We start from the raw sequence: 24,390 nt of genomic DNA, 5'->3' as shown, positions 1-24,390 counted from the left end.
AATATAGATTGTAATAAAAAAGGCTCTGGGTGATCACCCAGAGCCTTTTTTGTCACGATGAATCCGAGTTTTACTCGGCGTGAGATTTGAGTGGAATAGCTGTCCAGCCATGCTCAATATAGGTGCGCATATCTTTAAGTTCGATATTGCGACCGTCGGCGAGTTTCATGCTGCCTTCGCTGTGTGAGTGCAAGCCATAATGCATTGTTGCGCCGGAGGTAGTTAGGTAGCTGTAATAGGTGCGCGTAGCCGCTTCAATGTCTAAGTCAATAACGCCGTTTTTCGATTCCAGATTGAAGTGCCATTTCACCGGAATACGCATACGGGTTTTGGGGTCAATCCAAAACTCTTTTTCTTCCATTGTTATGTTGCTGTGGCCATTTTCAGAGAACTGAATTTCTTCACCGTCTACACTCACGTGGCTAAAGGTTTTGCCTACAGAGGGGTAGTAGTAAATAAATACGCGAACGTTTTCACTTGCCCACCAGTTCCAATAATAGGTTTCGCCGCGCAGAATATCGGCGAGATCCCAGGCTGGCTGGGTGAATTTTTCCTGGCAACCAAAGGACTTTTCTTTGGTCAGTCGGTAGGTTTTACCCTCGGCGGTAATCGTGCCTTCGGCGCATAAGGGGTGCTCAAAGCCGGCAATACCGTTTTTCTCTAGGTCGGCAAAGGGGCCTTTGTGATACGGCGCATTGCCGATGCCGGTGAGCTTTAGGTCAAATTCAATGCCCATATGCTCGCCTTTAATCTCCCAGTAGGGCGGGCGGCAAATGTGCTGGCGATTGCCGAGCGTCCAGACTACTGCGTCGCCGACTTCTTCTACGCTGCCAGACTCCCAGTGATCGGTCGCCCAGGTGCGGTTGCCAATAAACTCGTTGTCGCGAATGCCGCCGCTGTGATCTTTGGGGCCAACCAGAAAGGTAGTTTGTCCTTTGTATACATCGTCGACCTGCCACGGACCTTCTTTGCCGCCGCCGACGCGAAAGATACATGATACGAGGGATATTTCTTCGCCCTCGTCGGTTTCACCCATTATTAAAAAGCCATTGTTTTCCATGTACGGCATGCCTGCGGGTAGCTTGTCGACATAGCTTAATTGGTCAGCGAGGGTGACGTTTGTGAGTGCTTTTATCTCTGCCATTTAATTGGCCTCCTTGGGTGATGGTCGTTATTTTATGCATTAACTGACAATATATCAGTTAATAATGCGGCGGTATAGGTTTTGATCGATGTTCTCTAAAAAGCTGGTGCTGCGTTGATAATGTCTTATTGCTACATCGATCTTACGCAACGCGGAGTGAAATTATTTGGGCGTAGGTGTGCTCGTTGCGCAGTATTGCTTAAAGCTTAAGTGAGAGTGCTGCGCTGGTGTTGATTATTCTTTTACTCGCAGTCAAATGAATCTATATACCCGGTGTTAGCTGGCATGTAATGAATTGGACGTTGCTGCGCTGTGCTTTGGGCTGTGATCTGTATTGCTTCTATTTTAAGCGGGCGCTGCATGATACGACCGCGAAGTAATGGCAGTGAGGTGAGGTTAACCATGGTCATAATGTCGGCGCAGCTAATTTCCTCGCCAGCTAAATAAGGTGATTCCGATAGGCGCTGCTCGAGCCAGCCGTAGTAGGCTTTTTCTCTGCGCTCGATGGCGCTGATAACCATAGTGTTGCTGCCGGTTTTATCGCCGGCGGCGGTTTTGGTAAAAAAACAGGATTAATAGATTGGGCTCTTCTGCTAAAATAGCCAAGCTTTTGCTAAGCGCGAGTAATTTGGCCGCAGCGAGTTTTTGCCAAAAGTTGGCCGCATTGGTCATCTTATGAGTGAATTGACAGTAACTTATTGAAAAAAATAAGAATGGTGCCCAGGAGAGGACTTGAACCTCCTAAGAGGGTAAATGCGTTTGTTTAATTAATCGCGATTACCCTAAGCCTTTGATTTCAAAGTATTTAGATTTTGGTCTGGTTGGTGTTCTAATGCCCGCTAGGGGTAAAAAATAATGCCCAAATTATATCAGTAAATTCTTGGCTGGTCAGTTGCTCCGTGGGATCGTTTGTAAGGTAAATAATGGTAACGGTGCTATGGTGTCGCAGCTTGCTATGTTGGGTGGTGACGAGGCAAGTATCAGGCATGGAATCACCATCGGTTTTGGTCAAAAATGCACTTCGGCTAGCCGTCTAAGTCTTGGGTGTGTCAATTCATGAACTACAACGTAGTTGCATATACCTATTCATGAACTATAACAGCTATATAATTGTTGTTTCATGAACTACAATAGAAGTCTATCTAGCCTACATATTCTATATGTATCATATTGATATAAAACAATAATATAATTTTTTTATGTAGTATAGGTATCATACTCATTCTAGAATAAAGATTCTTCAGGCTCCAATATTGTTGCATTCTCAGTAATAGGGGCTGTGCGAATGCAAAAGTTAGAGAGTTTGGACTGGTCAGTTTTGCTATCACTTGTGGATTCAATGAGTCCTGTCGGTGCGGTATTCATCATGGCGCTGGTGACAGCTAGTGTTGCGCTGTACTCATTACATGTGGTTCTTAAAGTGATAATTGAGGTTAAAAAATAGCCGATGTGGAACGAAAATCGATATGAATGGGTGCGAATGCCTTCGTGGTGGATGAAGGGCGATGAAGGGCTGTCGTTGGCGGATTTTTCCCCAAGGGATAAAGGTGCGTCTATTGCTGCATTGATGCTCTATATCATGCTGTGCACTCGAGCTGTCCAGAAGAGGACGGAAGAATTTCAAGTGGGGACTGCTAGAGTGACCTATGATGACATCGCTGACGCTACTGGCTTGTCGCGTGCGATGATTCGAAAGGCAGTCACGAAGTTGGAAGCGAATGGGATGATTCGAGTAAAGTCCTATCGGAAGCAAAACATATACGAAATTGTTAGCCATGATGTCTCGCCTTGGGCGAAACTGCCAAAGAAGCATTTGTATGGAATATCTAAAGAAGGTCAGATTGGCGTCTTTGTCAGGGATTTTCATCTCAGGGCAAAAAATGAACTCAATGCGTTAAAGTTGTACTGCGTCTTATTAGCTTTCAGAGATAATGATAGCAACGTCGTTTTCATTGGGTATGAAGCGATTTCTGAATACACTGGAATCGTGAGGAATGAGATACGGAGCGCGATCTCATTCTTGGTGACTCATGACCTTATCCACTTAGATAAGGTGGTAAAAAATGGAGTGCATCGCGCAAATCGATATGAGATCAGGGGCGTTTCTCATATCCATGCGGGTAATCGCTCAGAGAAGTAATAACATCCAATTTAAGGGAATAATCAGTGACCCAACAAATCACCTTACAACAACTTGAATCCTACCTCTGGGAAGCCGCTGACATCCTTCGCGGCAATATGGATGCCTCAGAATTCAAGGATTACATCTTCGGTATGATGTTCTTAAAGCGCCTGTCAGATGCCTTTGACGAAGCCAGAGAAGACGTCATTCAGCACTATATCGACAAGGGTAAGACGGAAGCTCAAGCCCGTGAGTTAGCAGATGATGAAGATGAGTACGATAAGACCTTTTACATTCCACCTGTCGCCCGCTGGGACGCCATTAAAGACCTTAAGCACGACATTGGCTCTGAGCTGAACAAAGCCACTGAAGCCATCGAAGAATTTAACGCTTCACTCGAAGGCGTATTGGTCTCTATCGATTTCAATATTAAGAACAAGCTTTCAGATAAAAAGCTCCGTGATTTACTCAGTCACTTCAGTACTCACCGCTTACGTAATACGGATTTTGAGCGTTCAGACCTGTTGGGCACCGCCTACGAATATCTGATCAAGATGTTTGCTGACTCAGCCGGTAAGAAGGGTGGTGAATTCTATACCCCGTCAGAAGTGGTTCAGCTGTTGGTGTCTTTGCTTAAACCCCATGCGGGAATGCGTATCTATGACCCCACAGCGGGTTCTGGCGGTATGTTGGTGCAAACACGTAACCATCTAGCTAAACATGGTGAGAACGCGTCTAACTTGTCTCTGTATGGTCAGGAAATGAACCTGAATACGTGGGCAATCTGCAAGATGAATATGTTCTTGCACGGTGTCTACAGTGCGGACATTCGCAAGGGTGATACCTTGCGTGACCCTCAGCATACCCAAGCTGGTGAGCTGATGACCTTTGATCGCGTTATAGCTAATCCACCCTTCAGCCTTAAAAAGTGGGGTAAGGAAGAAGCCGATTCGGATTCTTATGGTCGCTTCCCTTACGGTACACCACCAAAGGATTCTGGTGATCTAGCCTTCGTTCAACACATGATCGCCAGCCTCAACGCAGAAGGCATGATGGGCGTGGTAATGCCCCATGGCGTGCTTTTTAGGGGTTCTAGTGAGAAAGAAATCCGCAAAGGCATATTGACTGATGATCTGCTGGAAGCGGTTATAGGGTTGCCGTCAGGTTTGTTTTACGGCACCGGTATTCCCGCTAGCTTGCTAATCATTAACAAAAACAAAACTGCTGACCGTAAAGGCAAAGTGCTGTTCATCAACAGCGAATTGGAATTTGAAGAAGGTAAAAACCAGAATAAGCTGCGTGAGCAGGATATCGAAAAAATCGTGCAGACTTTTGACGGCTATGAAGAAATTAAACGCTACTCAAAAGTAGTGCCTTTGGCGGATATTGCCGAGAACGACTACAACCTGAACATCCGTCGCTATGCCGATACCAGTCCGCCGCCAGAAATATACGATGTTCGCGCAATCTTGCATGGTGGTATTCCGGTGCGTGAAGTGGAAAGTGAGTACATCAGTGAAGAAATACTGGAAGGCTTTGATGTCAGTGCTGTCTTTATAAAGCGCGATGCCGAGTATTACGAATTTAAGCCAGAGATTGAATCTAAAGAAGCCATTCGGGATGTGGTGGGCGATGTCGATGCAAAGGTGATTACGCAGCTGGAACGCTGGTGGGACAAGTATCGGATGTCATTGAAAGAGTTGGATGCGCAGGTGGCTGAAGCTGAAGAGGTGATGAAGGCGTATCTGGTGGAGCTTGGGTATGAGTAACCTTGGTGATATTTTGCGTCAAGTAGTATGCATGCCGAGTGACATACCTGATGACTGGTCGTTTCTGAAGCTCACGGACGTATGCACTCCAAAGCAATGGCGAACTATTGCTTCCGACGAAATGACTTCATCTGGGTACCCAGTTTTCGGTGCTAATGGATTTGTAGGCTTTTACCACGATTATAACCATGAAGAAGAAACTGTTGCGATCACTTGTCGTGGGAACACTTGCGGAACAATTAACCGTATACCGCCCAAAACGTATATCACCGGTAACTCGATGGCGCTTGATAATGTTAGGCGCTCGGTAATTACTCAAGACTATCTCTATTACGCACTGACATATCGTGGCGTTGGCGACTCTGTTTCTGGGAGTGCACAGCCTCAAATTACAGGTGCGGGATTGAAAAACATAGAATTTCCAGCGCCCAACCTCCCCGAACAACAAAAAATAGCTGCCATCCTGTCCACCGTCGATGACGTAATCGAAAAAACACGCGCGCAGATCGACAAGCTGAAAGACCTTAAAGCAGGCATGATGCAAGAGTTGTTGACCAAAGGGATTGGTCACACTGAGTTCAAGGATTCGCCTGTGGGGCGGATACCGGTGGGGTGGGATATTAAAATTCTTCCTGAGATTTCGAGATTTCAGAATGGGAAGGCATTCCCATCCTCTGATTATTTGGCTAGTGATTCCTCGGGAGTTTATTTAGTGAAACCTGTTAATCTTGATCCAGACGGTAAAGTAAACTGGAGTTACAGAAGCACTGCAAAGTTGTCGCTAGATTACTGGGGTACTGCGTCTGCCTATCGTGTTGGTGCAGGTGAAATTCTTATGAATCTCACCGCGCAATCTTTAGAAGATGATTTTCTCGGGCGAGTATGTATGACAGACTTGAATGCTATGTGCATGCTTAATCAGCGTATTGCTCGAATAACCGCAAATGAAGATATTATTTCACAAAGATATTTATTCTGGGCGCTTCGAGGTCGATTCTTTCGTCAGCACGTCGAGCGAATTACTCAGGGCTCGAAAGTGCAGCACTTGTATAATAGTAATTTGGAATTAGCTCAAATTGCATACCCCACTTCCAAATCGGAGCAATGCAAAATCAGCTTCATTTTAGATGGAATTGAAAGCACTATAGCTAAAAATAGATATAAGCTAAAGGCAAATGAAAAGCTGAAGAAAGCCCTAATGCAAGACCTACTAACCGGTAAAGTCCGGGTCAGAATCGATAATAAAGTGGAGGGTCGCGTGGCTGTCTAGTAGCCGCTCCTGCGCGTCCATGCGCTCGCGGCATTAGTGCATCCATGCACGTCATGTTTAAGGATGAACTCGATAAAGTAGAGCAACCCGCAATAGATCAGTTGGCTAAACTGGGCTGGACGTATGTTGCTGGTGCTGAGCTGTCCCCCGGCTATTTATTGGCTGATGGCTCTTCAACTGAGCGTGCGCGTATGAATGAGGTGGTGTTGGTTAACCGCCTTGAAGTTGCCATGCGTAAGCTGAATCCATGGATCAGTGAAGAGAATCTGCGCAAGGTTATGCGTGAGATCACTCACCCGAATCATGTTGGTTTGATGGAATACAATCATGCCTTCTATCAGATGTTGGTTAATTACCTGTCTGTAGAGCAAGACCTTGGCAAAGGGCGCAAAGGGCAGACGGTCAAGATCATTGATTTTGATAACCCTGCCAATAATGACTTTCTGTGTACCAGCCAGTTCAAGATAGAGGGCGATCAAAACATCATTCCCGATATTTTGTGTTTCGTGAATGGCTTGCCGTTAGCAGTCATTGAATGCAAATCTCCGTATGTGTCTGATGCCATTGGTGAGGGAATAAATCAGCTTCGCCGCTATGCCAATCTGCGTTACCCCGAAGAAAATGAAGGGGCGCAAAGGCTATTCTGGTATAACCAATTGATGGTCAGTACCTGTCGGGATCAAGCCAAGGTCGGCACTATCAGTTCCAGTGCTCAGCACTATGGTGATTGGAAGGATGCGTATCCGTTAACCGATGCCGACATCAGTGGTTCAGCTTTGCTCTCTGGTGAGAATGAAGTCAGGGAAATGGCTTCACCGGTTTGCTATGCCGGTGAATTAGAAAAGATCAGTACCGTTACACCTCAGCAGCGATTGATTGCAGGGATGTTCAGCCCTTACAACTTCTTAGACCTTATTCAGAATTTCACCATTTATGAAGCGGTTGATAGTCGCTTGATCAAAAAGGTTGCCCGCTATCAGCAGTATCGTGCGGTGAATAAGGTCATAGAGCGCCTTAAAGTCGGCAAAGACCGCAAAGAGAAGTCGGGGGTAGTGTGGCATACCCAAGGGTCTGGTAAATCGCTGACAATGGTTATGCTGGCGGTGAAGATGCGCCGTGATCCTGAATTGCAGAAATACAAATTGGTGTTTGTCACCGACCGTACTCAACTTGATGCGCAGTTATCCAACACCTTCCGCGATGCCCAGAATGAAACGGTTTATAACGCCGGTTCGGTATCAGAACTCAAATCCCTGTTGAGCCGTGAATCATCCGATATTGTTACCGCCATGGTGCAGAAGTTTCAGGATGCGGAAGCTGATGGTGACTTTAAAGACCTAAACCCCAGCGACAAGATCATCGTGCTGGCGGATGAGGCTCACCGTACCCAGTTCGGTAATTTGGCTGCGACGATCAATGCCGCTTTGCCCAATGCCCCTAAAGTCGGTTTTACAGGCACACCGCTGCTAAAAAACCAAAAGATGGATCAAGCCTTTGGTGGCTATATCGATCAGTACAAGATCAATGAGGCGGTAGAGGATGGGGCGACGGTTCGTATTATCTACGAAGGTCGAGAAGTACAAAGTGATGTAGTGGGTGAATCACTGGATGCCCTGTTTGAAGAATACTTCAAAAGCTACAGCGATGATGAAAAGCGTGAGATCAAAAAGAAGCACGGGGTTGAACGTGCAGTACGTGAAGCTCCCGCCCGTATTCGCTGGGTCTGTATCGACCTGCTGAAGCATTATCGCGAACACATTCAGCCCAATGGCTTCAAGGGCATGATTGTCGTAGGTAGCCGTTATGCGGCAACGCTGTTCAAGAAAACGTTGGATGACCTCGGTGCGCCACCCTCGGAAGTCATTATATCCGGTAAGCACAACGATGAACCGATGTACGCGCCTTATACCAATGGTGCCCATCAGAAGCAGGTCATCAAGAACTTCACCAAGCCGCTGGGGACTGATAAAGAAAAAGAAGACCCCACCGCCTTCCTTATCGTGAAGGACATGCTGCTGACCGGATTTGATGCGCCAATAGCGCAGGTCATGTACATAGATCGCAGCCTGAAAGATCACACCTTGATGCAAGCCATTGCACGGGTGAACCGGACGTATAAGGGCAAACAAGCCGGTTTTGTCGTGGATTACCATGGTTTGTCCACACACTTAACTGAAGCCCTTGATATGTTCAGTAGTGATGATGTGGTTGGCACCTATCATTCACTGAAAGACGAAATACCCAAGCTTAAAGCGACCCATACCCGCGTTGCACAGGTCTTTGCCTCGGTGAAGGGTGATGATATTGATGATTACGTTCTATTCCTTAAAGACGAAGACATCCGCCAGCAGTTTGAGTTGGCGTTTAAACGCTTCGCCAAACAAATGGATGTGATCTTGCCTGATGTGGCAGCGAAGCCGTTTGTGCCTGATTTGAAGCTATGGGGCAAAGTGCAGAATGCCGCTCGCAACCGTTACCGTGATCCTGGACTTAACATCAAAGATGCCGGTGAAAAGGTACGCAAGCTGGTTGAAGACCACATCATCAGCACGGGGGTCGACCCCAAAATTCCGCCCGTTGATCTCATGGCGGCAAACTTTAAAGAATCTGTAGAGAAGGTTAAGTCACCTGAATCGCGAGCTTCTGAAATTGAAAGCGCGATCAAACACCATATTACCGTCAACTTGGATGAAGACCCTGAATACTACAAATCATTAAGCTTGCGGCTACGGGATATCATCGAGAAAACCAAGGGTAAGTGGGATCAGCAATTGGAATTGCTATCGGATTTGGTTTCCAACATTGAAACCGAACATAAGCAAGCAGCGGACGACCTAGGGCTTACCGAAACTGAATACGCCTTCTATAACATCTTGATGGCTGAGGTAAGCGCACATAGCAACGATGGTGTGGTGGGCGATGAAGAGCATGAAGAAATAAAAGCCACCAGTCAGTCATTGGTGGAAATGTTTGACGAAGCCACCCGGATTGTTGATTTCTTCCAAAAGAATGATGAAGTGAAGCGAATGAAGAAAGAAATTAAACGGGCAATATTGGATTGTTCCTATGGTGAAGCAGCTATTGTGAAGGTGGTTCAGGAGCGGTTCTTGGACTTGGCTAAGAGAAAATTTGGATGAGCAACGAAATTGAGGTGCTAGACCTTTTTCTTACACTACTTGCTTCTGGAACTGGTGCTTGGCTATCAATAAGATACTTGCCGATGCAGGCTAAGAAAGCTGAATATCAATGGCGACAACGGCTGGATTCAGAGCAGCAAGTAAAATCATCCCTGTGTAAAATTGACTTTATATCCCACCATTACTTGGCAAGTGAGTATGGAGAAAGGTTCTCACTATCAGGAAAGAGTTTGATTGATACGCAGAAAGAAGTGATCTCAATGCTCCGTGAATTCCACTTTAGGGCATTTGAGTGGATGCCGTACTTGGACAAAAAATATTTGGATACAGTACGCGGATTCCTTACGTCGTCGCAGCGTGCTTTGGATGCACATCGGGAAAATTGCGTGAACCGGCATATATCCGACCAAGACGATGTTGATGGTTTATATAACGACTTGCTGATGGCGTTATCAGAAGCAGTCGGAGACGCGTTGCCCAAAATTGGACTGACTTCTATACAGATGGCAGGGGAAGACGGGTGAGAGAATACCTTGAGCGACCTGGCTTTATAGCCGAGGTCATCCGTACAGACCGTCGCAAGACTGCCGATATACGAGTTGAAGACGGCGCGGTGTTGATAGTGATACCCATAAGCCTGCCCATTGAACGGGTGGATTCCTTATTGAAAACCAAGCGAACGTGGATCAAAGAAAAGATTGCACTGCATCGCGAAGCACAACCCGCTAGCGAAAAGCAGTTTGTGTCAGGTGAAGCCTTTTCATATCTAGGGCGAAATTACCGCCTGAAAGTCGAAGAGGGTGCATTCCAGCCTGTACGCTTACTCAAGGGGCGGTTGGTGGTCACGGTTCCCAAAGGTAAGGATCAACCCCATATGATCCGTAATGCCTTAATACGCTGGTATAAACGACAGGCAGAGCAGAAGTTGTGTGAAAAGGTTGAACGTTATGCTCCGATAGTGGGTGTTGAGCCTGCTGATGTGCGAATCAAGACCTTTAAATCACGCTGGGGTAGCTGTACCGCGAAAGGGATCTTGGAGTTCAACTGGCGGATCATGATGGCACCGAATCGTTGTGTGGATTATGTGGTGGTGCATGAGCTGTGCCACTTGAAACGACATGACCACTCGGCGGAATTTTGGAAAGAAGTGGGTAAGGTGATGACGGATTATGAGCGGTTAAGGACTTACTTAAAACACTCCGAATATGGTGTTTGGTAAATAGCGAAATAAAGGAGTGATCATGATCAATAACGAGCCAGCTGCAATTTTAGGTTGTTTTTTAAGGGGTATGATTGGTGAACGCCCTAAGAGCGAAGTTTTAGCTATATCAAAGTCCAACTTTGGTCTTTTTCAGGATTTGGCTGGAATTGAGCGAATGGATTCGAATTATATAGAGCCGATAGTATCAGATTCAAAGTTTGACATCGTTCTTGGTGATTTCCCTATAGGTCTGAAAAAAGATAAGCACACTGAGAAAAGTGATGAGCTATCAAATTTCCCGAAAAACTGGTGTTTCATATATGACTCGCTATGTCTTCTCAATGATAATGGGATTGGTTTGTTTGTTATCGAGCCAACTTGTTTTAATTTTGAAAATGGCAAGAGGTTTCGGAAATTTTTAGGAATGAAAGGTTTTTTTGTGTCCGCCTTTTTTAATATGCCGGAGAAGATCCTAGAGCCAGAAACCGGACTTCGTCCGGTTTTAGTTTGTATTACGAGGTCTGTAAGTGATTCCCTTTATGTTGGCGAGATGGAGGGGTGTGATCAAGCGGCTAGTTTGGGTCATGCTTTTATAGGTAATGAAGATTCAGGGGATCTTCTCTGTGGAACTATGGTGCCAGCAGAGATTTTTCGTGGAGGATTTTCACAGCTAAAAGCAGCAAAGAAAATTGATGTGCTTAGCAGTCAATATGGAGCTTATGAAAAATACGCCCTTAATGAAATTGCTGAAGTGGTTAATAGTGCGAAAACTGAAACTGATTTCGAGGTGATAGACAATACAATATATATTCGGATCGTCGGGAAGCCAGTGTTGTTTACCGAGCTGGATAATATCACTGGTAGTCATAGGAATTATCTTCAACTGGTTCTTAAGCCCTTTGTTAATAATGAGTATTTGCGGTTATATTTTCAATCTACGTTAGGTCAACTTATTTTGGAGTCAATAAGTACGAGTATAGGGATTTTGAGACTAAGTAGATCATCATTGTCTAAAATATTGGTATCCGTACCGAGTATTAGTATTCAGCGAGAAATTATTGCCACTCATAAGAAGCTAGGGATACTAAAGGGAGCTATTGATGTTTTTGATAGCGAAATTTCCTTAAACCCGACATCTTCTGTCGTCATTCAAGCACAATTGGACTCAATTTTAGATGTGTTGAACAAATTAACTGATTCTGACCGTGTTCGTTCAATGGCGCGTTTTGGAGAAGATAAGCACCGGGAGTTTAAAGAGTCGCTTAGCTTATGCATCAGTAAAGGTACTAAAGAAAAATACATTGAAACTGCTGCATTGAAGACGATTGTTGCTTTTCTGAACTCCGAGGGTGGAACACTGTTAGTCGGTGTCAGTGATCGAGGTGAGGTTAAAGGTGTTGATAGTGAGATTGAGAAATTCTATGGCGGTGACTCGGATAAGTTTTTTAAGCATTTCAAGAACAAGCTAAAAGAGCGGATTGGTGAGCAGTATTACCCATTTTTTGATTACCGGCTTGTAGATTTGGATGCGAGAAAGGTACTTGAGGTTTCTTGCCGACCTGCTAGTACTCCATGTTATTTGGACGGGATAGAGTTTTATGTCAGGACTAATCCGGCTTCAGATCAGCTTCATGGTCCAAAACTCGTAGAGTATGTTCGGCATCGATTCCCAAATTAAATTTGGCTATTTTTCGATTTTTGAAAAGACCTTCTTAGAATTTTATAAGTTTTAGCAAAGGTCTTTGCAATTATTTATCTATTTTAGGATATGCAGAAATGCCTAAAAAGACCATTATCGTAGGCAACGGTCTAAGTTTAGCCCACGATCATGAACACTTCCTACTTCCAAATGCAATTCAGCACGTTTGGCATACTCCCGGTATTTTACTAGATGATGAAAAGAGATGTATCTTGCAATGCTTGGAGCGCGACGATGGAAACCCACCAGTAGGTGAGCACGAGTTAGACCGTTTGCATTTAGTCGTAACAGCCTGTGGATTTCTTGCAGACGTTGAAAATGAAGAAATTCCTTGGTTAAGTCATTACGGTCGCGATTTCCCAGCGACGATTTCAAAGTTCATTCACAAGGTTGCTACGCATCTACACCTTTACCAAAGGGATTTGCCGGATGGCTTTGTTGTTCCTTTGTGTGAATTCATCCGTGAGTCTAAATCGCACATAGCAACACTAAACTATGACCGACTGCTGTACGATGCAATCTGCAGTTATGGCTTGGTTAATGGATATGATGGCGACCTGATTGATGGCATGTTGAATGCGGGTTACCAGCGTGAAAACATGAAACGTAACCCCGGTCGTAGACTTGGATATTACCTGCATTTGCATGGGTCACCATTATTTTACGGTGAAAATTTACCCAAAAAGCTAGGGCGGTACGAGTTAGGCATGGATACTAACTGTAATAGGGCGCATATCGTGCTCACTCATATTGATCATAAAATGTCAGTTATTGAATCATCCAAGGTGCTTTCTGGGTACTGGGAATTTCTCGGTGAAGCACTGTCAGAATCGGAAGAAATAATTTTAATAGGGTATGGCGGTTTAGATGAGCATCTAAATCAGCGAGTACTATCCACATCGAAGCAAAAGCGAATCAGGGTGGTTGAATGGACAGATTCGGGTGACTTCGGCGTGCGGTTGAGATGTTGGCAACGGAAACTTGGTGATTCCGTCGACCTTATTCAATTGGATAATATCCTGGAGTTTTGTGATTGGTAGTTCTTTTTCTGTAGGCTACCCATTGTAAACACTCAGTTTCTCGCTGTTTTATACAAGTAAAATCCACTTGTATTGGGTATGTACGATAGTTCATACCCGACTTTATTAAACCCACGACCAACCCTTTCATACAGTCGAGTTCGCGAAAAGTCGAATCCCAGTGTGTAGTAGATAAAGGGTGGTCGGTGAGCTTTCAGGTGACATCCAATCTCACGAATAACCCAGCGGGTCAGGGCTATGGATATATTCGAATCCCGGTGAGTACGTGCATAACCATCCCCGGGGTCGTCCCAGTCATCAAAAGGGCTGTGTGGTGGGTTGCACAAGCGCAACCTGACTTCAAAGTCCGACATGAATTCCAGGCAGAATGCTGATTCCCGGATGGTGGTGGTTGATGATCGGGTCATGGTGACGGTCATTCTTTCCCCTTGTTGGCAGCAATCTTGTATAAGTACCCCCGGCTGATACCCCAACGCTTAGCAAGGCTTACCTTGTTCGGTGTTTCATCGAATTCCTTTCGAATCTGATCCAGTTGAGCAGCGGTGAATTTTGAGCTTCGACCTTTGTACTTACCCTTTGCTTTGGCAATGGCAACTCCTTCGCGCACACGCTGGACAATTAACTCGCGCTCGAAGGCTGATAATGCGGCAAGCATGGTCACCATTAGATTTTGAAATGGGTCATTTTCAGAGTCTGGGTTGAAGGTCATATTTTCTTTGTGAAACTTGATGGTCGCACCAAGAGCGGTGATATGTTCCACCAGATCAAGGAGGTCGCGGGTATTTCTGGCGAGACGACTCAACTCATGGCAGTGAATGACGTCACCGGGGCGAAGCATGGTGAGCATTGCTTGAAGTTGTGGTCGGTCGGTATGTTTACCGGTCAGCTTATCTTCGAACTCGCGGTCGGCTATAAGTCCCGGTAGCTGTCGATCTGTTTTCTGGTCAATCGTTGAAACTCGGCGATAGATAAATTCCATTGGCATTCCCTATGTGGGTGAATTAGCCAGTTTCATCTTTGAGTCTAGGGGGAAAGGAGAAGTGTCTATTATAGGATAATACAGGGTTAAAGTGTACAGATTTTGACCTGTCTCCGATGACTAAAGTCTATGGCTACACCTGACTTAAGCACTCTCGGCACTCACTGAGTCGGTACCAGATCCGTATCTGATAAATACTCCATGTATTAACAAACTAATGGAGTATTCACGCTATGAAACAGCAATTCGACAAACAAACCTTCACGATGCCTACCTACTTGATGAGTTGGCTTGATCACGTATCAGTCAGTACCGGCTATTCAAAGTCCAATTTGGTCATGCAAGCCCTGTCGCAGCACTTGCACCGGTTCGAAGCCACAGGTACCCCCGAAAATACGCTATGTACTATTGGGCGCAAGAAAGGGTACTTCGATGAATTTGAGCCGGAATATGCAGATTTATGAGGATCTGGAAATAATTTTAATTATTTTCGGGTTTTACGATGCTGGACGCATAAATACCTGTGTACGCCAGTTTGTACACCAACGACCATACAAAGGAGAAGAACCATGGAAACACCATATATATTGCCCGAAGGCTGCTCACGTGCGATGCGGTATACCCGTGATCGCAAGCATTTCCGGATGACTAACTTCGCGATCATCAAGCTGAATTGGTTGTCTCGCTTCTATCAGACCAGTGAAACATCAATTGTGGAAGCTGCAATCCATAAGCTTTATGACTGTCAGGTAGGAAATCAGGATATAGAGAAGGAGGAAATGCCCGGCATTATGACTGCATGAAAAATATAGGGATTTTACAGGGTCGAACGGTTGCTGCCGTTCAGCCCTGATGACCCCTCGCTACTAGATGATGGATATTACGCCGGTGTCGCGGCGACTGAACTACAAATAACAATAATAAAGGTAAGTAAAAATGATTAATCTCGATACTGTAATACGCACAGTGAGTGCGCCGTGTTCAAGTGGTAAGACCTATTCAACTTGCAAGTATTTAGCGGAGCAGGAGAAACGCTCCAATTGGCTGTATGTCGCCCCATCGAAAAAGCTGTTAAGTCAAACCAAAACACAATTAGTTGAGCATGGGTTGAAGCCGGTCTTGATTACCAGTGATACCCACAAGAATAATGTCGTTGGCGCGATCATGCGCCATATGGCTTGTTCTGAAGAGTCAGGCTCGATTCTTTTAATTACTTGGCAGAGTTACCAAATTTTGCCATTCTTTGAAAACAATCAAAACTGGCGTGTGATCATAGATGAGGTGCCGCAGGTTGATAATTTTTATGCTTTGAACCTACGCCAGCACATGGATGAATTGACAAAGTTTGTACAGATAGGTGAAGTGGTCAACGAAACATTGGCAACGGTTATTCCAATTGATTCTGGTGAATTAAAGCGTCATCTTGAACGGTCAGATGACCTGACTAAAACAATACATCCCTTCCTTTCAGATGTGCTGTCACCTAATCGTGATGTGTTTGTTGACCTGAAAACGTGGGGGGATTTTGCTGAACGTGGGGATTTCGGTAAAAAGGATGCGACTACACGTATCTATTTTATTTCAATGCTCAATCCACTTCTCTTTGAAGGGCATACTTTGCTTGGTGCCAATATTGAAGATTCGTTACTCTACAGCTGGCTACGTAACTATCACAGTGCCGAGTTTAAGACGAATCATCAAATTAATAAGAACCTTCGTTTTACGGCACATCCGCCACAGGTAGGTGAGCGGCTGCGGATTAATTACCTATTGAGGGATCGCGGTTTCTCAAAATACCTTGCAGGTAAACCTCTGAAGGATGACGGGCGGACATGGATGGAGGCGCTGGATAAAGCTGCACTAATTGCAATTAAGGGTCGTCCATTCTTATTTTCTGTAAACGCTGATTACAGTGGTGAATTGTTCAATGCGCCGAATGGAACGCAAATTCCAGTAGTTTCACATGGTTTAAATAGCTACATGGATCACAATATTCTGTATTTTCCTGTAGCCCTTAATCGCGCACCCCGCCATCTGCATATGTTGAATGAATTGGGTATGGATGGCGAAATGGTTAAAAATTCGACAATTCATGAGGTCATTTATCAGGCATTGATGCGTACCGCTCTTCGTAACCCAGAATCTGACGTAGTAGTGGAATGTATTGTCCCTGAATTCACATCCGCTTTGCGTCTGTGTCGCGCCTTCGGCACGATGTCTGCTAAGTGGATAGGTGATGAGGAATTCGTTAAAAAGATAGCTATGACCAGTAGTCAGCGGACTCGTAAAGCCAATGCGGGAAAGCGTCACAACCGCCATAACCGCCTTAACCTCAATCTGCCACATTCTGACAATTTCTCTTTAATTACTAAGGAACGTGAAGAACATATGGCGGAACAGGGTTCAGGCTACGCACCGCTGTACGCAGTGACCTTCCATAAAGATATTTATGAAAAGATTGGTGATGATTTCTACTTAGATTACTTCGAGCCCAATGAGTTCGTGCGTGAAATGCGCTCGTATTCCAAGCAGGTCATTGAGGAAAAGACCGCAACTTACATGATCAATTCTACCGTTTTTGAGAAGCGTAATAATGCTGATGAAGGTTTACGCTGCCAAGCAAATTATCTTGAATCCTCTATGATGATTTTAGATTTTGACAATGGTGACCTATCTATAGATGATTTCATCGATATATTTTGGAATAAAGCGGGGCGGGGAAATAAGCGGTCATTCTTGATTGCAAATAGCTTCAGTCGCAGCAGTGAGCAACCCAATCGGTTTCGTGTATTTATGTTGTATAAGCAGCCGGCAACAAGTCTGGATGCTCATAAAGCAGTATTTGATTCGATTGTGAATCGTTTGGAGCACAGTGGCTATGATTCGATATCTTCGGGGCTAGATCGGGCGTGCCGTACCGGAAATCAATCGTTTTATATGCCGTGTACTAATGCTGAAAACCGCGATTGGCATTATTTCAATGCCTTTGGCTGCACTACGCGTGGTGTAGATCGCCATGGTGTCGACCCATATGTATATCTGCGCACAGCAATTAAGCCATCATCCGAGATAACAAAGGTGGTTGGCATTCATGATAAGGCTAAGGATGAAGTTAAGAAGCCCATTGTGGAGTGGAAGGAAGAAATAAATGGTATGAGCTGGGGTCGCCGCAAGGTCGTTTACAGCTTTGCGCTTGCATTAGTGACCCACCATAAGCTGTCTCAATGTGAGGTTGAGCGCCATTTATACGCGCTGGCGAATGGTGATCCGAACCTTGATAGCCATATTGAGGGTGCACTGAGTTCCCTGAAGAACAAGGGATATCTGGCATCACCGGCAGCGGCATAGTAGTCGTTGATGGGGTGCTTTGAGTGCCCCATCAAATCTTGTATAATGTGTGAATACTCCCCCTCCTTGGGTGCACTCTGGCAACTTTAAAGACCTTTATGGTGATTGCCGTGTCCCCAGACTTAAAATCAATTTTTGCTCATTACGGCTATATGCATGACACCTATGATTTTTAATAAGTGTTATGCATGACTGTTCTTCATGTATTGATTCAGTGAAGTTGAAAGTATCTGGCAAACTAACTCAACAGGATGAGCCTTATGCTGGACTTTCAATCAATACTCACTGCTTATGGATTTGGAATAGTCGATGAGGAAATGCAATCCACAATCGCCGGATTTGCCCATGACTTTTCTAATGCATTGCTGAGCACACCAACTATATTTAATGTAGCAAAATCTCGGATTCAGCGACAACCGGATAGTCTCAATGCATTGCTGAGATGTGATCTTGTTTATTCTGAGTTGAACCAGCGGGATTGCCTAGAGCACTTTTTTAATATTTGGTTTTCTGAGATTCGTTACGATCACCCAGTTCGAGAGGTTATTGATATTCGTAATACTGGGAAAATTGTATCTGTCCAAATTCTTGTCGTGGGTCACCGTACAGCCATTACTGCGTTGTGCAGATTGACCCCTGAATAACCCTCTCACAAGTAATGATAAATACCTTCTTTGTATTTAGGGGAAGGTATTGAAAATAAATAAGAGTCGACTTGTTATTTCTGGGTTACCAAGTGAGGCAGTTGGGTTGTTCAAAGCAATTGCTGAGCAGCTTCACTTATCATTAGATCAATATTTGATCATGCTGATGCTGAATTCTGGCATATCAGGGGAGGGGTTGGGTGAGATATTTCCAGATGTTGTGGCTGAACAGGAATGGCGGGAATTGATGGTGTCCCGTATTTTTGAGTTTTCGCAGTCATAACGGAGGTAGTCAATTTGCTTATCGTATTGTCAGTTTTGATCGTTATTATCTGGTTTGCTGTCGCAGAATTATGTATTCATGATTTTAGCCAATTTTGGGGGTGTGAGGATGAATGGGAAAGGTTCCCGTTATTTATCAAGCTGTTTTTCCGGGTTGTATTTCCTGTGTTGTATATTTATTGGTCGGTGCGGTGAATACAGAAAAGCCGCTTGCTAGGTGCTAAATTTTTGTATTTTTGTTACGTCAATATCGTAGTGTAGCTTGTTAATTTCCTTGTGGCGTGTATGGATTTCACTGCCTTCATCGTAGCTTATGTTGTGAACATCCATGCGTTTGCCGAGCGTATGCCCAGTCAGTTCTCGGCAGAGTTCTTCGTCTAGTCTTAATCGGCGGCTTCGTGTAATGAAGTTACTACGTAAGCTATGGAACACTTTTTTAAGGCTGGTGCCTTTTAGTGTTTCGAATTTCTTGCATCCGCAGGATTCGGCAAATCCGATTCCAGATTTATTGTTGTTGTGGTCATTATTGAACCACCGCGATGTTTTATCCCCCCAGTTTCCATTTTTGTTTGGTTTTTCGGCGGGAAAAAGACGCTCCTCGCCAGTGGACATTAAATGATTTCGATATTCAATTAGTCCTAGATCAATAAGCACTTGGTGAACGGGTAGAAGTCGAACTGACCGACTGTTTTTGACTTGCTGTTTGCGATTGGCATTATTCTCAATATCAAATACCCAGATTTTTTTTGTGCTTTCCCCTTCCGTCCATTCAACTTGGCATAGGTTGTCGAGATAAAGCATAGTAATTTCACCTAACCTGTTGCCATGGTAAAGGGAGATTAGGGGCAGCCAATGAAAATGTGGGTTTTTCATTAGCAGACCTTGTTGGTAGCTTTCTGATTCGAAGATTAGTTGAAGCTCAGTCTCTGAATATATTGTTGTATTCTTCTCGGTCGGTTTTTTTCGTGCGCCACCTAGCAGTTCTTTTAACCCAATTTCAGCGTAGCCATTTTGACTGCACCAGCCAATGAAATGACTGCACTCGGTGAATTCGGTGTAAACACGCTTGGCACCATTATAGGTGGTGCCTTCTGTGCTTTTTCCGATTTCAATGATTTTTTCGGTGGGCTTGTAGACCGGTTCCAAGACCGGTTTTCCTTGTGCGTTTAACTCTATTTCACCGGTCAGGCGATTGATTTTGGGCTTTTTACACTCATGGTAGATGGATTTTTGGTGTATGCCGTTGGGGAGGAGGTCGCGCCGATTAATGTATTTTTCAGTGATAATCTCTGAGTTTAGTTGGTCGGCTTCAATGTCTCCCGCGAACATGATTAACCGTTCGGCGGCGGTAACGCGCCCTGAAAGTGTTTTAGGTGCGACTTTACCTTTTTGGCTTTGGGCATACTGTTTCAGTAGAACGCTTAATTTTTTGCTTGAGTGTTTTATGCCTCTGCTTTGGCGGTAGAGTGCGTCAAGCGAATTGGTGATTTTTTGCGTTATGTCGTCATTGGTATGGTTAGGCTTTGGATTGTTGTCGTTAGTCTTATTTGGATGACGGTTGTCGTCATAGAAAGCGTAGGCGCGTAGCTCCAAGTCCGAAAGGTTTTCAATGAAATCGCGAAATTCAAATTCGTCGGCTTCGGAGATTCCCCAATCCGTCATGCGCTGGGCTACACCTTTGCCTTGCCTGTAAAGATTGTCGTCCAGCTGTGCTTGGTCTTCCCATTCAAAGTTGTTCTTTGTCATATTTATCCACCACTGACGAGCCTGTGCCAGCGCATCCCGACGACAGCGGGTGCGGAGTGACTTTCTGATGATAGTCTTTTTCGAATTTAAATGCCTTGGGACGGCAATTTGGAAGTAGTATATTCCGTGTTTGGTGCGGGTCACGTAAGAGGGGTTTTTAGCCATAAAATAATGTCCGTTCTAAACGACCATTGGCTAAAAGCAGAGGTAACTCTGGCTAAACTTTTGAAATAAAAGAGAAAAGTTGTGGTGCCCAGGAGAGGACTTGAACCTCCACCCCCTTGCGAGGACTAGCACCTGAAGCTAGCGTGTCTACCAATTTCACCACCTGGGCAGGAGATGAACAGCGAAAGCTGAGGCGCGCAATTTACTGATAGAAAGTATTTTTGTCAACGGTTGCGTTACACTACACCCATATTTTTTAAATTTCATTGTATAAAGGAAGTCCGACTGAATGGCTAAACGCCGAAATCTCCCCGATCCCCATGCTGAGCGTGAGGCTTCGAACTACGAAAATCCGGTTCCCAGCCGTGAATATATCCTAGAACAGCTAAAAGAAAGCGAAAAAGGCATTAGCCAGGCGCAGCTGCGCCGGCAGCTTGAGATTGAGGGCGAGGAGCAGGAGGAAGGCCTTCGCCGACGAATTAAGGCAATGTTGCGCGATGGCCAAATAATTGAAGGTCGTCGTGGTCAGTTGCGCGCCATTAGCGGCGGGGACAGCATGGTCGGTAAGGTAATTGGTCATCGCGACGGTTTTGGTTTTGTCAGTATTGAAGGCGAGGCTGAGGATGTATACCTCGCCAACCGTCAGATGCAGCAAGTTTTTGACGGCGACACGGTTAAAGTTGAAGTTACCGGTGTAGATCAGCGTGGTCGCCGTGAAGGCGTTATTGTTGAGGTGGTTGAGCACAATACCCAGCAGTTAGTGGGTAAGTTGATGATGCACCGTGGTCTGCCGCAGGTGGTCCCCGAGAATACCCGTATTCAAAACTGGCTGGCACTGGAAGATAACGACGTTGCGAGCGCCAAAGAAGGCGATTACGTGATGGTCGAGCTGACCCAGCAACCTGGTCAGCGCCAGCAAGCACGGGGCCGAATTACTGAGGTGCTGGGCGACCGGCGCACGGTGGGGGTTGCTACCGAGCTGGCAATTCGCAGTCATGATATTCCCTTTGAGTGGCCTGAGGCTGTTGAGGAAGAGGCGCGGCGCTTTGGCTCTGAACCTAAAGACTCTGATAAAACCCATCGCGTCGATCTGCGCCAGTTACCTTTGGTTACCATCGATGGCGAAGACGCCCGCGATTTTGACGACGCGGTGTATTGCGAGCCTAAAAAATCTGGCGGCTACCGTCTTTGGGTGGCAATAGCTGATGTGTCTCACTATGTGCAAGTGGGGTCGGCCCTAGATCAAGAGGCGCATAAACGCGCTACTTCGGTGTATTTTCCAGACCGCGTAGTGCCGATGTTGCCTGAGGCGCTGTCTAATGGTCTGTGTTCGTTAAAGCCCGATGTAGACCGCTTGACCATGGTCTGCGAAATGACCATTAGCGCCAGCGGCAAGCTGAGTGGCTATGTATTCTACGAAGGCTTGATTCGCTCCCATGCCCGTTTGACCTATAACGAGGTGGGTGCGTTGTTGGAGCTTGAGGGTGTAGATCCCAAGTACAACACGGGTCGCAATGCGCATTTGCTGCCGCAGCTGCGTTATTTGCAAGATCTCTACAAAGTTCTGCGTAAAGCGCGCTCCGAGCGTGGTGCCATTGACTTTGAAACCGTGGAAACGCGGATCGTGTTCGACGATGAGAAGCGGATAGAAGCGATTGTGCCGATTCGTCGTCATGATGCTCATAAGCTAATTGAAGAGTGTATGTTGTGCGCAAACGTTGCTACTGCTAGGGCGCTTGATCGCTCAGGGCTGGAAGCGCTATATCGCGTACATAGTGGACCCTCTGAACAGAAGTTAACTAATTTGCGGGAATTCCTCGGCGAGATTGGTTTGAGTTTGCAGGGCGGCGAAGAGCCTAGTCCTAAAGATTATCAAATGTTGTTGTCTAATCTGGGTGATCGCCCAGATGCCGCGGTAATTCAAACCATGATGCTGCGTTCTTTGAGTCAGGCGGTTTATCACCCCGAGAACGAGGGGCATTTTGGTTTGCACTATGCGGGCTATACCCACTTTACCTCGCCGATTCGGCGTTACCCAGATTTGCTGGTGCATCGCGCACTGCGTTATTTGGTGCGCAGTGGCGGCGGTGAGGCGGCGGCTTGTTTCCATAAAATGGATGACGCGCCAGCGCTGGATCGCAAAGCTATTTATCCCTACGACTTTGATGCGCTTGTTGCTCAAGGTGCGAATTCGTCCATGGCGGAGCGCCGCGCCGACGAGGCCAGTCGCGATGTAATGGCCTTCCTGAAGTGTGAGTTTTTGCAAGATCACGTTGGCAGTGAGCACGACGGTATCATTGCTGCGGTCACAGGCTTTGGGATGTTTGTTGAGCTGCAGGATCTTTATATAGAAGGTTTGGTGCATATTACTGCGCTGCCGCAGGACTTTTATCAGTTTGATCAGGCTCATCAGCGTTTGGTGGGTGAGCGAACTCGGCGGGTTTATCAGTTGGGTGACACGCTGCGCGTGCAGGTTTTGGCAGTTAACTTAGATCAGCGCAAAATTGATCTAGGTGTTGTTTTGGTGGAGGGCGAAGCTGGCCGCAAGGTCGAGTTTGACAGTGCTAAGTCTGCCAGTGATGCGCCGCCGCGCAAGCGTCGCAAGCCAGGCCAAGGTCGTGGTCGGGGTGGTGATACTACACCGGCATCCGCGCCTCGCCGTCGCAAGCCTGCGGATGCGGCAGCGCCTGCCGCGAAGTCGGCGCCACGCAAAAAGCGTCAGCCAGCTGCGCCAATAGTCGATGTGCCTGTTGCTGCCGCGCCGAAAAAGACCTCGGTTCGAGAGGCGCTGGCCAAGGGCTTGAAGGGTTTAATGCCGAGCAAATCCAAGGCGGCAGTCAAATCGACAGCCAAGCCAAAGGCTGGTGTCAAAGCCGGTGCTGCAAAGTTAGCTGAGTCGGCGTCTGGTGCAGAGGGTAAGCCTCGTCGCAGCCGCTCTGGGGCGAAAGCTGCAGCGCCAAAGTCTGATGCTTCAAAAAAATCGGGTGGCGAAGCGAAATCGGGCGCGCCTAGAACGCGTCGTAGTCGATAGAGATTTAATAACGTGGCAGAGAAAATATTTGGTATTCACGCGGTACAAAGCGTGTTGGCCCGCAGCCCAGAGCGCATTCAGGAATTGTATGTGCAGAGTGGGCGCGCAGATAAGCGTTTGCAAGAGGTGCTCGATCTCGCTAAATCGGCGAAAGTGCATGTTGTGCAGCGGGCGCGCCCTGAGCTTGATGGCATGGTTGAGGGGCGGCATCAGGGCGTGATTGCCTTGGTTGAGGCGGCCCCGCAATTCCAAGAAAAAGATCTCTTAGATTTGGTGGCAGCGGCGGGCAGTGCTGCGCTGGTGTTGGTGCTCGATGGCGTTACCGACCCGCATAATCTCGGCGCCTGCCTGCGCAGTGCCGACGCCGCGGGCGTTACGGTGGTCATTGCACCTCGCGATAACTCGGTGGGGCTCAGCGCCACGGTATTAAAAGTCGCCTGTGGCGCCGCCGAGGTAGTGCCCTTTGTGCAGGTTACCAATCTCGCTCGCAGTCTTCAGCAATTGCAACAGGCTGGGGTCTGGGTGGTGGGCATGGCTGGCGAGGCAGAGATGTCGCTCTATGAACACGACTTGTCTGGGCCTCGGGCGCTGGTGTTGGGCGCTGAGGGCAGCGGCATGCGTCGTTTAACTCGCGAGAACTGCGATTATTTGGCTAAGCTGCCAATGGCGGGTTCGGTAAGTAGTTTAAATGTGTCGGTTGCGACCGGCATTTGTTTGTTTGAGGCCGTGCGCCAGCGTCAAAAAGGCGGTATTGGCTAATAATTGTGCTAATCCCTTGCATATAGTTGCCGACTTACCTAAAATCCGCGCTCT

The 24,390-nt window shown here is 46.3% G+C and carries 20 protein-coding genes and 1 tRNA gene; 16 read left to right on the top strand and 5 right to left on the bottom strand.

The window, feature by feature from the left end:
• Window positions 1–70 precede the first annotated feature (70 nt).
• Both AB4876_RS05625 and AB4876_RS05620 read right to left on the bottom strand, forming a co-directional pair.
• Window positions 71–1,144, bottom strand: a complete 1,074-nt coding sequence (locus tag AB4876_RS05625) for a hypothetical protein (protein WP_368380666.1) — start codon at window positions 1,142–1,144, stop codon at window positions 71–73.
• A gap of 242 nt (window positions 1,145–1,386) precedes the next feature.
• On the bottom strand, window positions 1,387–1,665 hold the full coding sequence (locus AB4876_RS05620; RefSeq protein ID WP_368380665.1) for a glutathione S-transferase family protein: 279 nt from the start codon (window positions 1,663–1,665) through the stop codon (window positions 1,387–1,389).
• A 764-nt stretch (window positions 1,666–2,429) separates the two neighbouring features.
• Between AB4876_RS05620 and AB4876_RS05615 the strand changes: the two genes are divergently transcribed.
• The 9 genes from AB4876_RS05615 to AB4876_RS05575 all read left to right on the top strand — a co-directional run bounded on the left by AB4876_RS05615 (window position 2,430) and on the right by AB4876_RS05575 (window position 13,382).
• Entirely contained in the window at window positions 2,430–2,588 is a 159-nt protein-coding gene (locus AB4876_RS05615; protein WP_368380664.1) for a hypothetical protein, read from the top strand.
• A gap of 3 nt (window positions 2,589–2,591) precedes the next feature.
• Window positions 2,592–3,284: a helix-turn-helix domain-containing protein gene (locus tag AB4876_RS05610; RefSeq protein WP_368380663.1), complete on the top strand. Its 693-nt coding sequence runs from the start codon at window positions 2,592–2,594 to the stop codon at window positions 3,282–3,284.
• Between the two features lie 26 nt (window positions 3,285–3,310).
• Window positions 3,311–5,035 carry a type I restriction-modification system subunit M gene (locus AB4876_RS05605; protein WP_368380662.1) on the top strand — a complete coding sequence of 575 codons (1,725 nt, stop codon included), beginning with the start codon at window positions 3,311–3,313 and terminating at the stop codon, window positions 5,033–5,035.
• Window positions 5,028–6,305 carry a restriction endonuclease subunit S gene (locus tag AB4876_RS05600; protein ID WP_368380661.1) on the top strand — a complete coding sequence of 426 codons (1,278 nt, stop codon included), beginning with the start codon at window positions 5,028–5,030 and terminating at the stop codon, window positions 6,303–6,305. Before AB4876_RS05605 ends, AB4876_RS05600 begins: the two co-directional genes overlap by 8 nt.
• Before the next feature lie 44 nt (window positions 6,306–6,349).
• Entirely contained in the window at window positions 6,350–9,442 is a 3,093-nt protein-coding gene (locus tag AB4876_RS05595) for a type I restriction endonuclease subunit R (RefSeq protein WP_368380660.1), read from the top strand.
• On the top strand, window positions 9,439–9,966 hold the full coding sequence (locus AB4876_RS05590; RefSeq protein ID WP_368380659.1) for a hypothetical protein: 528 nt from the start codon (window positions 9,439–9,441) through the stop codon (window positions 9,964–9,966). Before AB4876_RS05595 ends, AB4876_RS05590 begins: the two co-directional genes overlap by 4 nt.
• Window positions 9,963–10,661 (top strand): M48 family metallopeptidase, encoded by a 699-nt coding sequence (locus AB4876_RS05585; protein ID WP_368380658.1) that lies wholly within the window; start codon window positions 9,963–9,965, stop codon window positions 10,659–10,661. Before AB4876_RS05590 ends, AB4876_RS05585 begins: the two co-directional genes overlap by 4 nt.
• A gap of 22 nt (window positions 10,662–10,683) precedes the next feature.
• A complete protein-coding gene (locus tag AB4876_RS05580) occupies window positions 10,684–12,321 on the top strand; it encodes an RNA-binding domain-containing protein (RefSeq protein WP_368380657.1) in 1,638 nt (545 codons plus the stop codon).
• 98 nt (window positions 12,322–12,419) lie between these two features.
• Window positions 12,420–13,382, top strand: a complete 963-nt coding sequence (locus AB4876_RS05575) for an SIR2 family protein (protein ID WP_368380656.1) — start codon at window positions 12,420–12,422, stop codon at window positions 13,380–13,382.
• A gap of 415 nt (window positions 13,383–13,797) precedes the next feature.
• Here the strand turns inward: AB4876_RS05575 and AB4876_RS05570 are convergent, their stop codons facing one another.
• Window positions 13,798–14,361: a recombinase family protein gene (locus AB4876_RS05570; RefSeq protein WP_368380655.1), complete on the bottom strand. Its 564-nt coding sequence runs from the start codon at window positions 14,359–14,361 to the stop codon at window positions 13,798–13,800.
• Window positions 14,362–14,594: 233 nt separating this feature from the next.
• On the opposite strand from AB4876_RS05570, the gene AB4876_RS05565 reads away from it, so the two are divergent.
• From AB4876_RS05565 to AB4876_RS05545, 5 genes are all read left to right on the top strand, one after another.
• Entirely contained in the window at window positions 14,595–14,825 is a 231-nt protein-coding gene (locus AB4876_RS05565; RefSeq protein WP_368380654.1) for a hypothetical protein, read from the top strand.
• Between the two features lie 105 nt (window positions 14,826–14,930).
• Window positions 14,931–15,164, top strand: coding sequence for a hypothetical protein (locus tag AB4876_RS05560; protein ID WP_368380653.1), 234 nt, complete (start codon window positions 14,931–14,933; stop codon window positions 15,162–15,164).
• Between the two features lie 133 nt (window positions 15,165–15,297).
• Window positions 15,298–17,709, top strand: coding sequence for a DEAD/DEAH box helicase family protein (locus AB4876_RS05555; protein WP_368380652.1), 2,412 nt, complete (start codon window positions 15,298–15,300; stop codon window positions 17,707–17,709).
• Window positions 17,710–17,969: 260 nt separating this feature from the next.
• A complete protein-coding gene (locus AB4876_RS05550) occupies window positions 17,970–18,353 on the top strand; it encodes a hypothetical protein (protein ID WP_368380651.1) in 384 nt (127 codons plus the stop codon).
• Window positions 18,354–18,402: 49 nt separating this feature from the next.
• Window positions 18,403–18,636: a hypothetical protein gene (locus tag AB4876_RS05545; protein WP_368380650.1), complete on the top strand. Its 234-nt coding sequence runs from the start codon at window positions 18,403–18,405 to the stop codon at window positions 18,634–18,636.
• A gap of 212 nt (window positions 18,637–18,848) precedes the next feature.
• On the opposite strand, the gene AB4876_RS05540 is transcribed toward AB4876_RS05545, so the two are convergent.
• On the bottom strand, window positions 18,849–20,546 hold the full coding sequence (locus tag AB4876_RS05540; protein WP_368380649.1) for a DUF6538 domain-containing protein: 1,698 nt from the start codon (window positions 20,544–20,546) through the stop codon (window positions 18,849–18,851).
• An 82-nt stretch (window positions 20,547–20,628) separates the two neighbouring features.
• Window positions 20,629–20,715 (bottom strand) — tRNA-Leu (locus tag AB4876_RS05535).
• Between the two features lie 120 nt (window positions 20,716–20,835).
• Between AB4876_RS05535 and rnr the strand changes: the two genes are divergently transcribed.
• Window positions 20,836–23,577, top strand: coding sequence for a ribonuclease R (gene rnr, locus AB4876_RS05530; RefSeq protein ID WP_368380648.1), 2,742 nt, complete (start codon window positions 20,836–20,838; stop codon window positions 23,575–23,577).
• Window positions 23,578–23,589: 12 nt separating this feature from the next.
• On the top strand, window positions 23,590–24,336 hold the full coding sequence (rlmB, locus tag AB4876_RS05525) for a 23S rRNA (guanosine(2251)-2'-O)-methyltransferase RlmB (protein ID WP_301029991.1): 747 nt from the start codon (window positions 23,590–23,592) through the stop codon (window positions 24,334–24,336).
• Window positions 24,337–24,390: the final 54 nt, after the last annotated feature.

It is taken from the genome of Zhongshania guokunii (genome assembly GCF_040892635.1).
GTDB lineage: Bacteria > Pseudomonadota > Gammaproteobacteria > Pseudomonadales > Spongiibacteraceae > Spongiibacter > Spongiibacter guokunii.
Note: the sequence above shows the minus strand (reverse complement) of the source record. Positions and strands in the feature narration are given on the sequence as shown.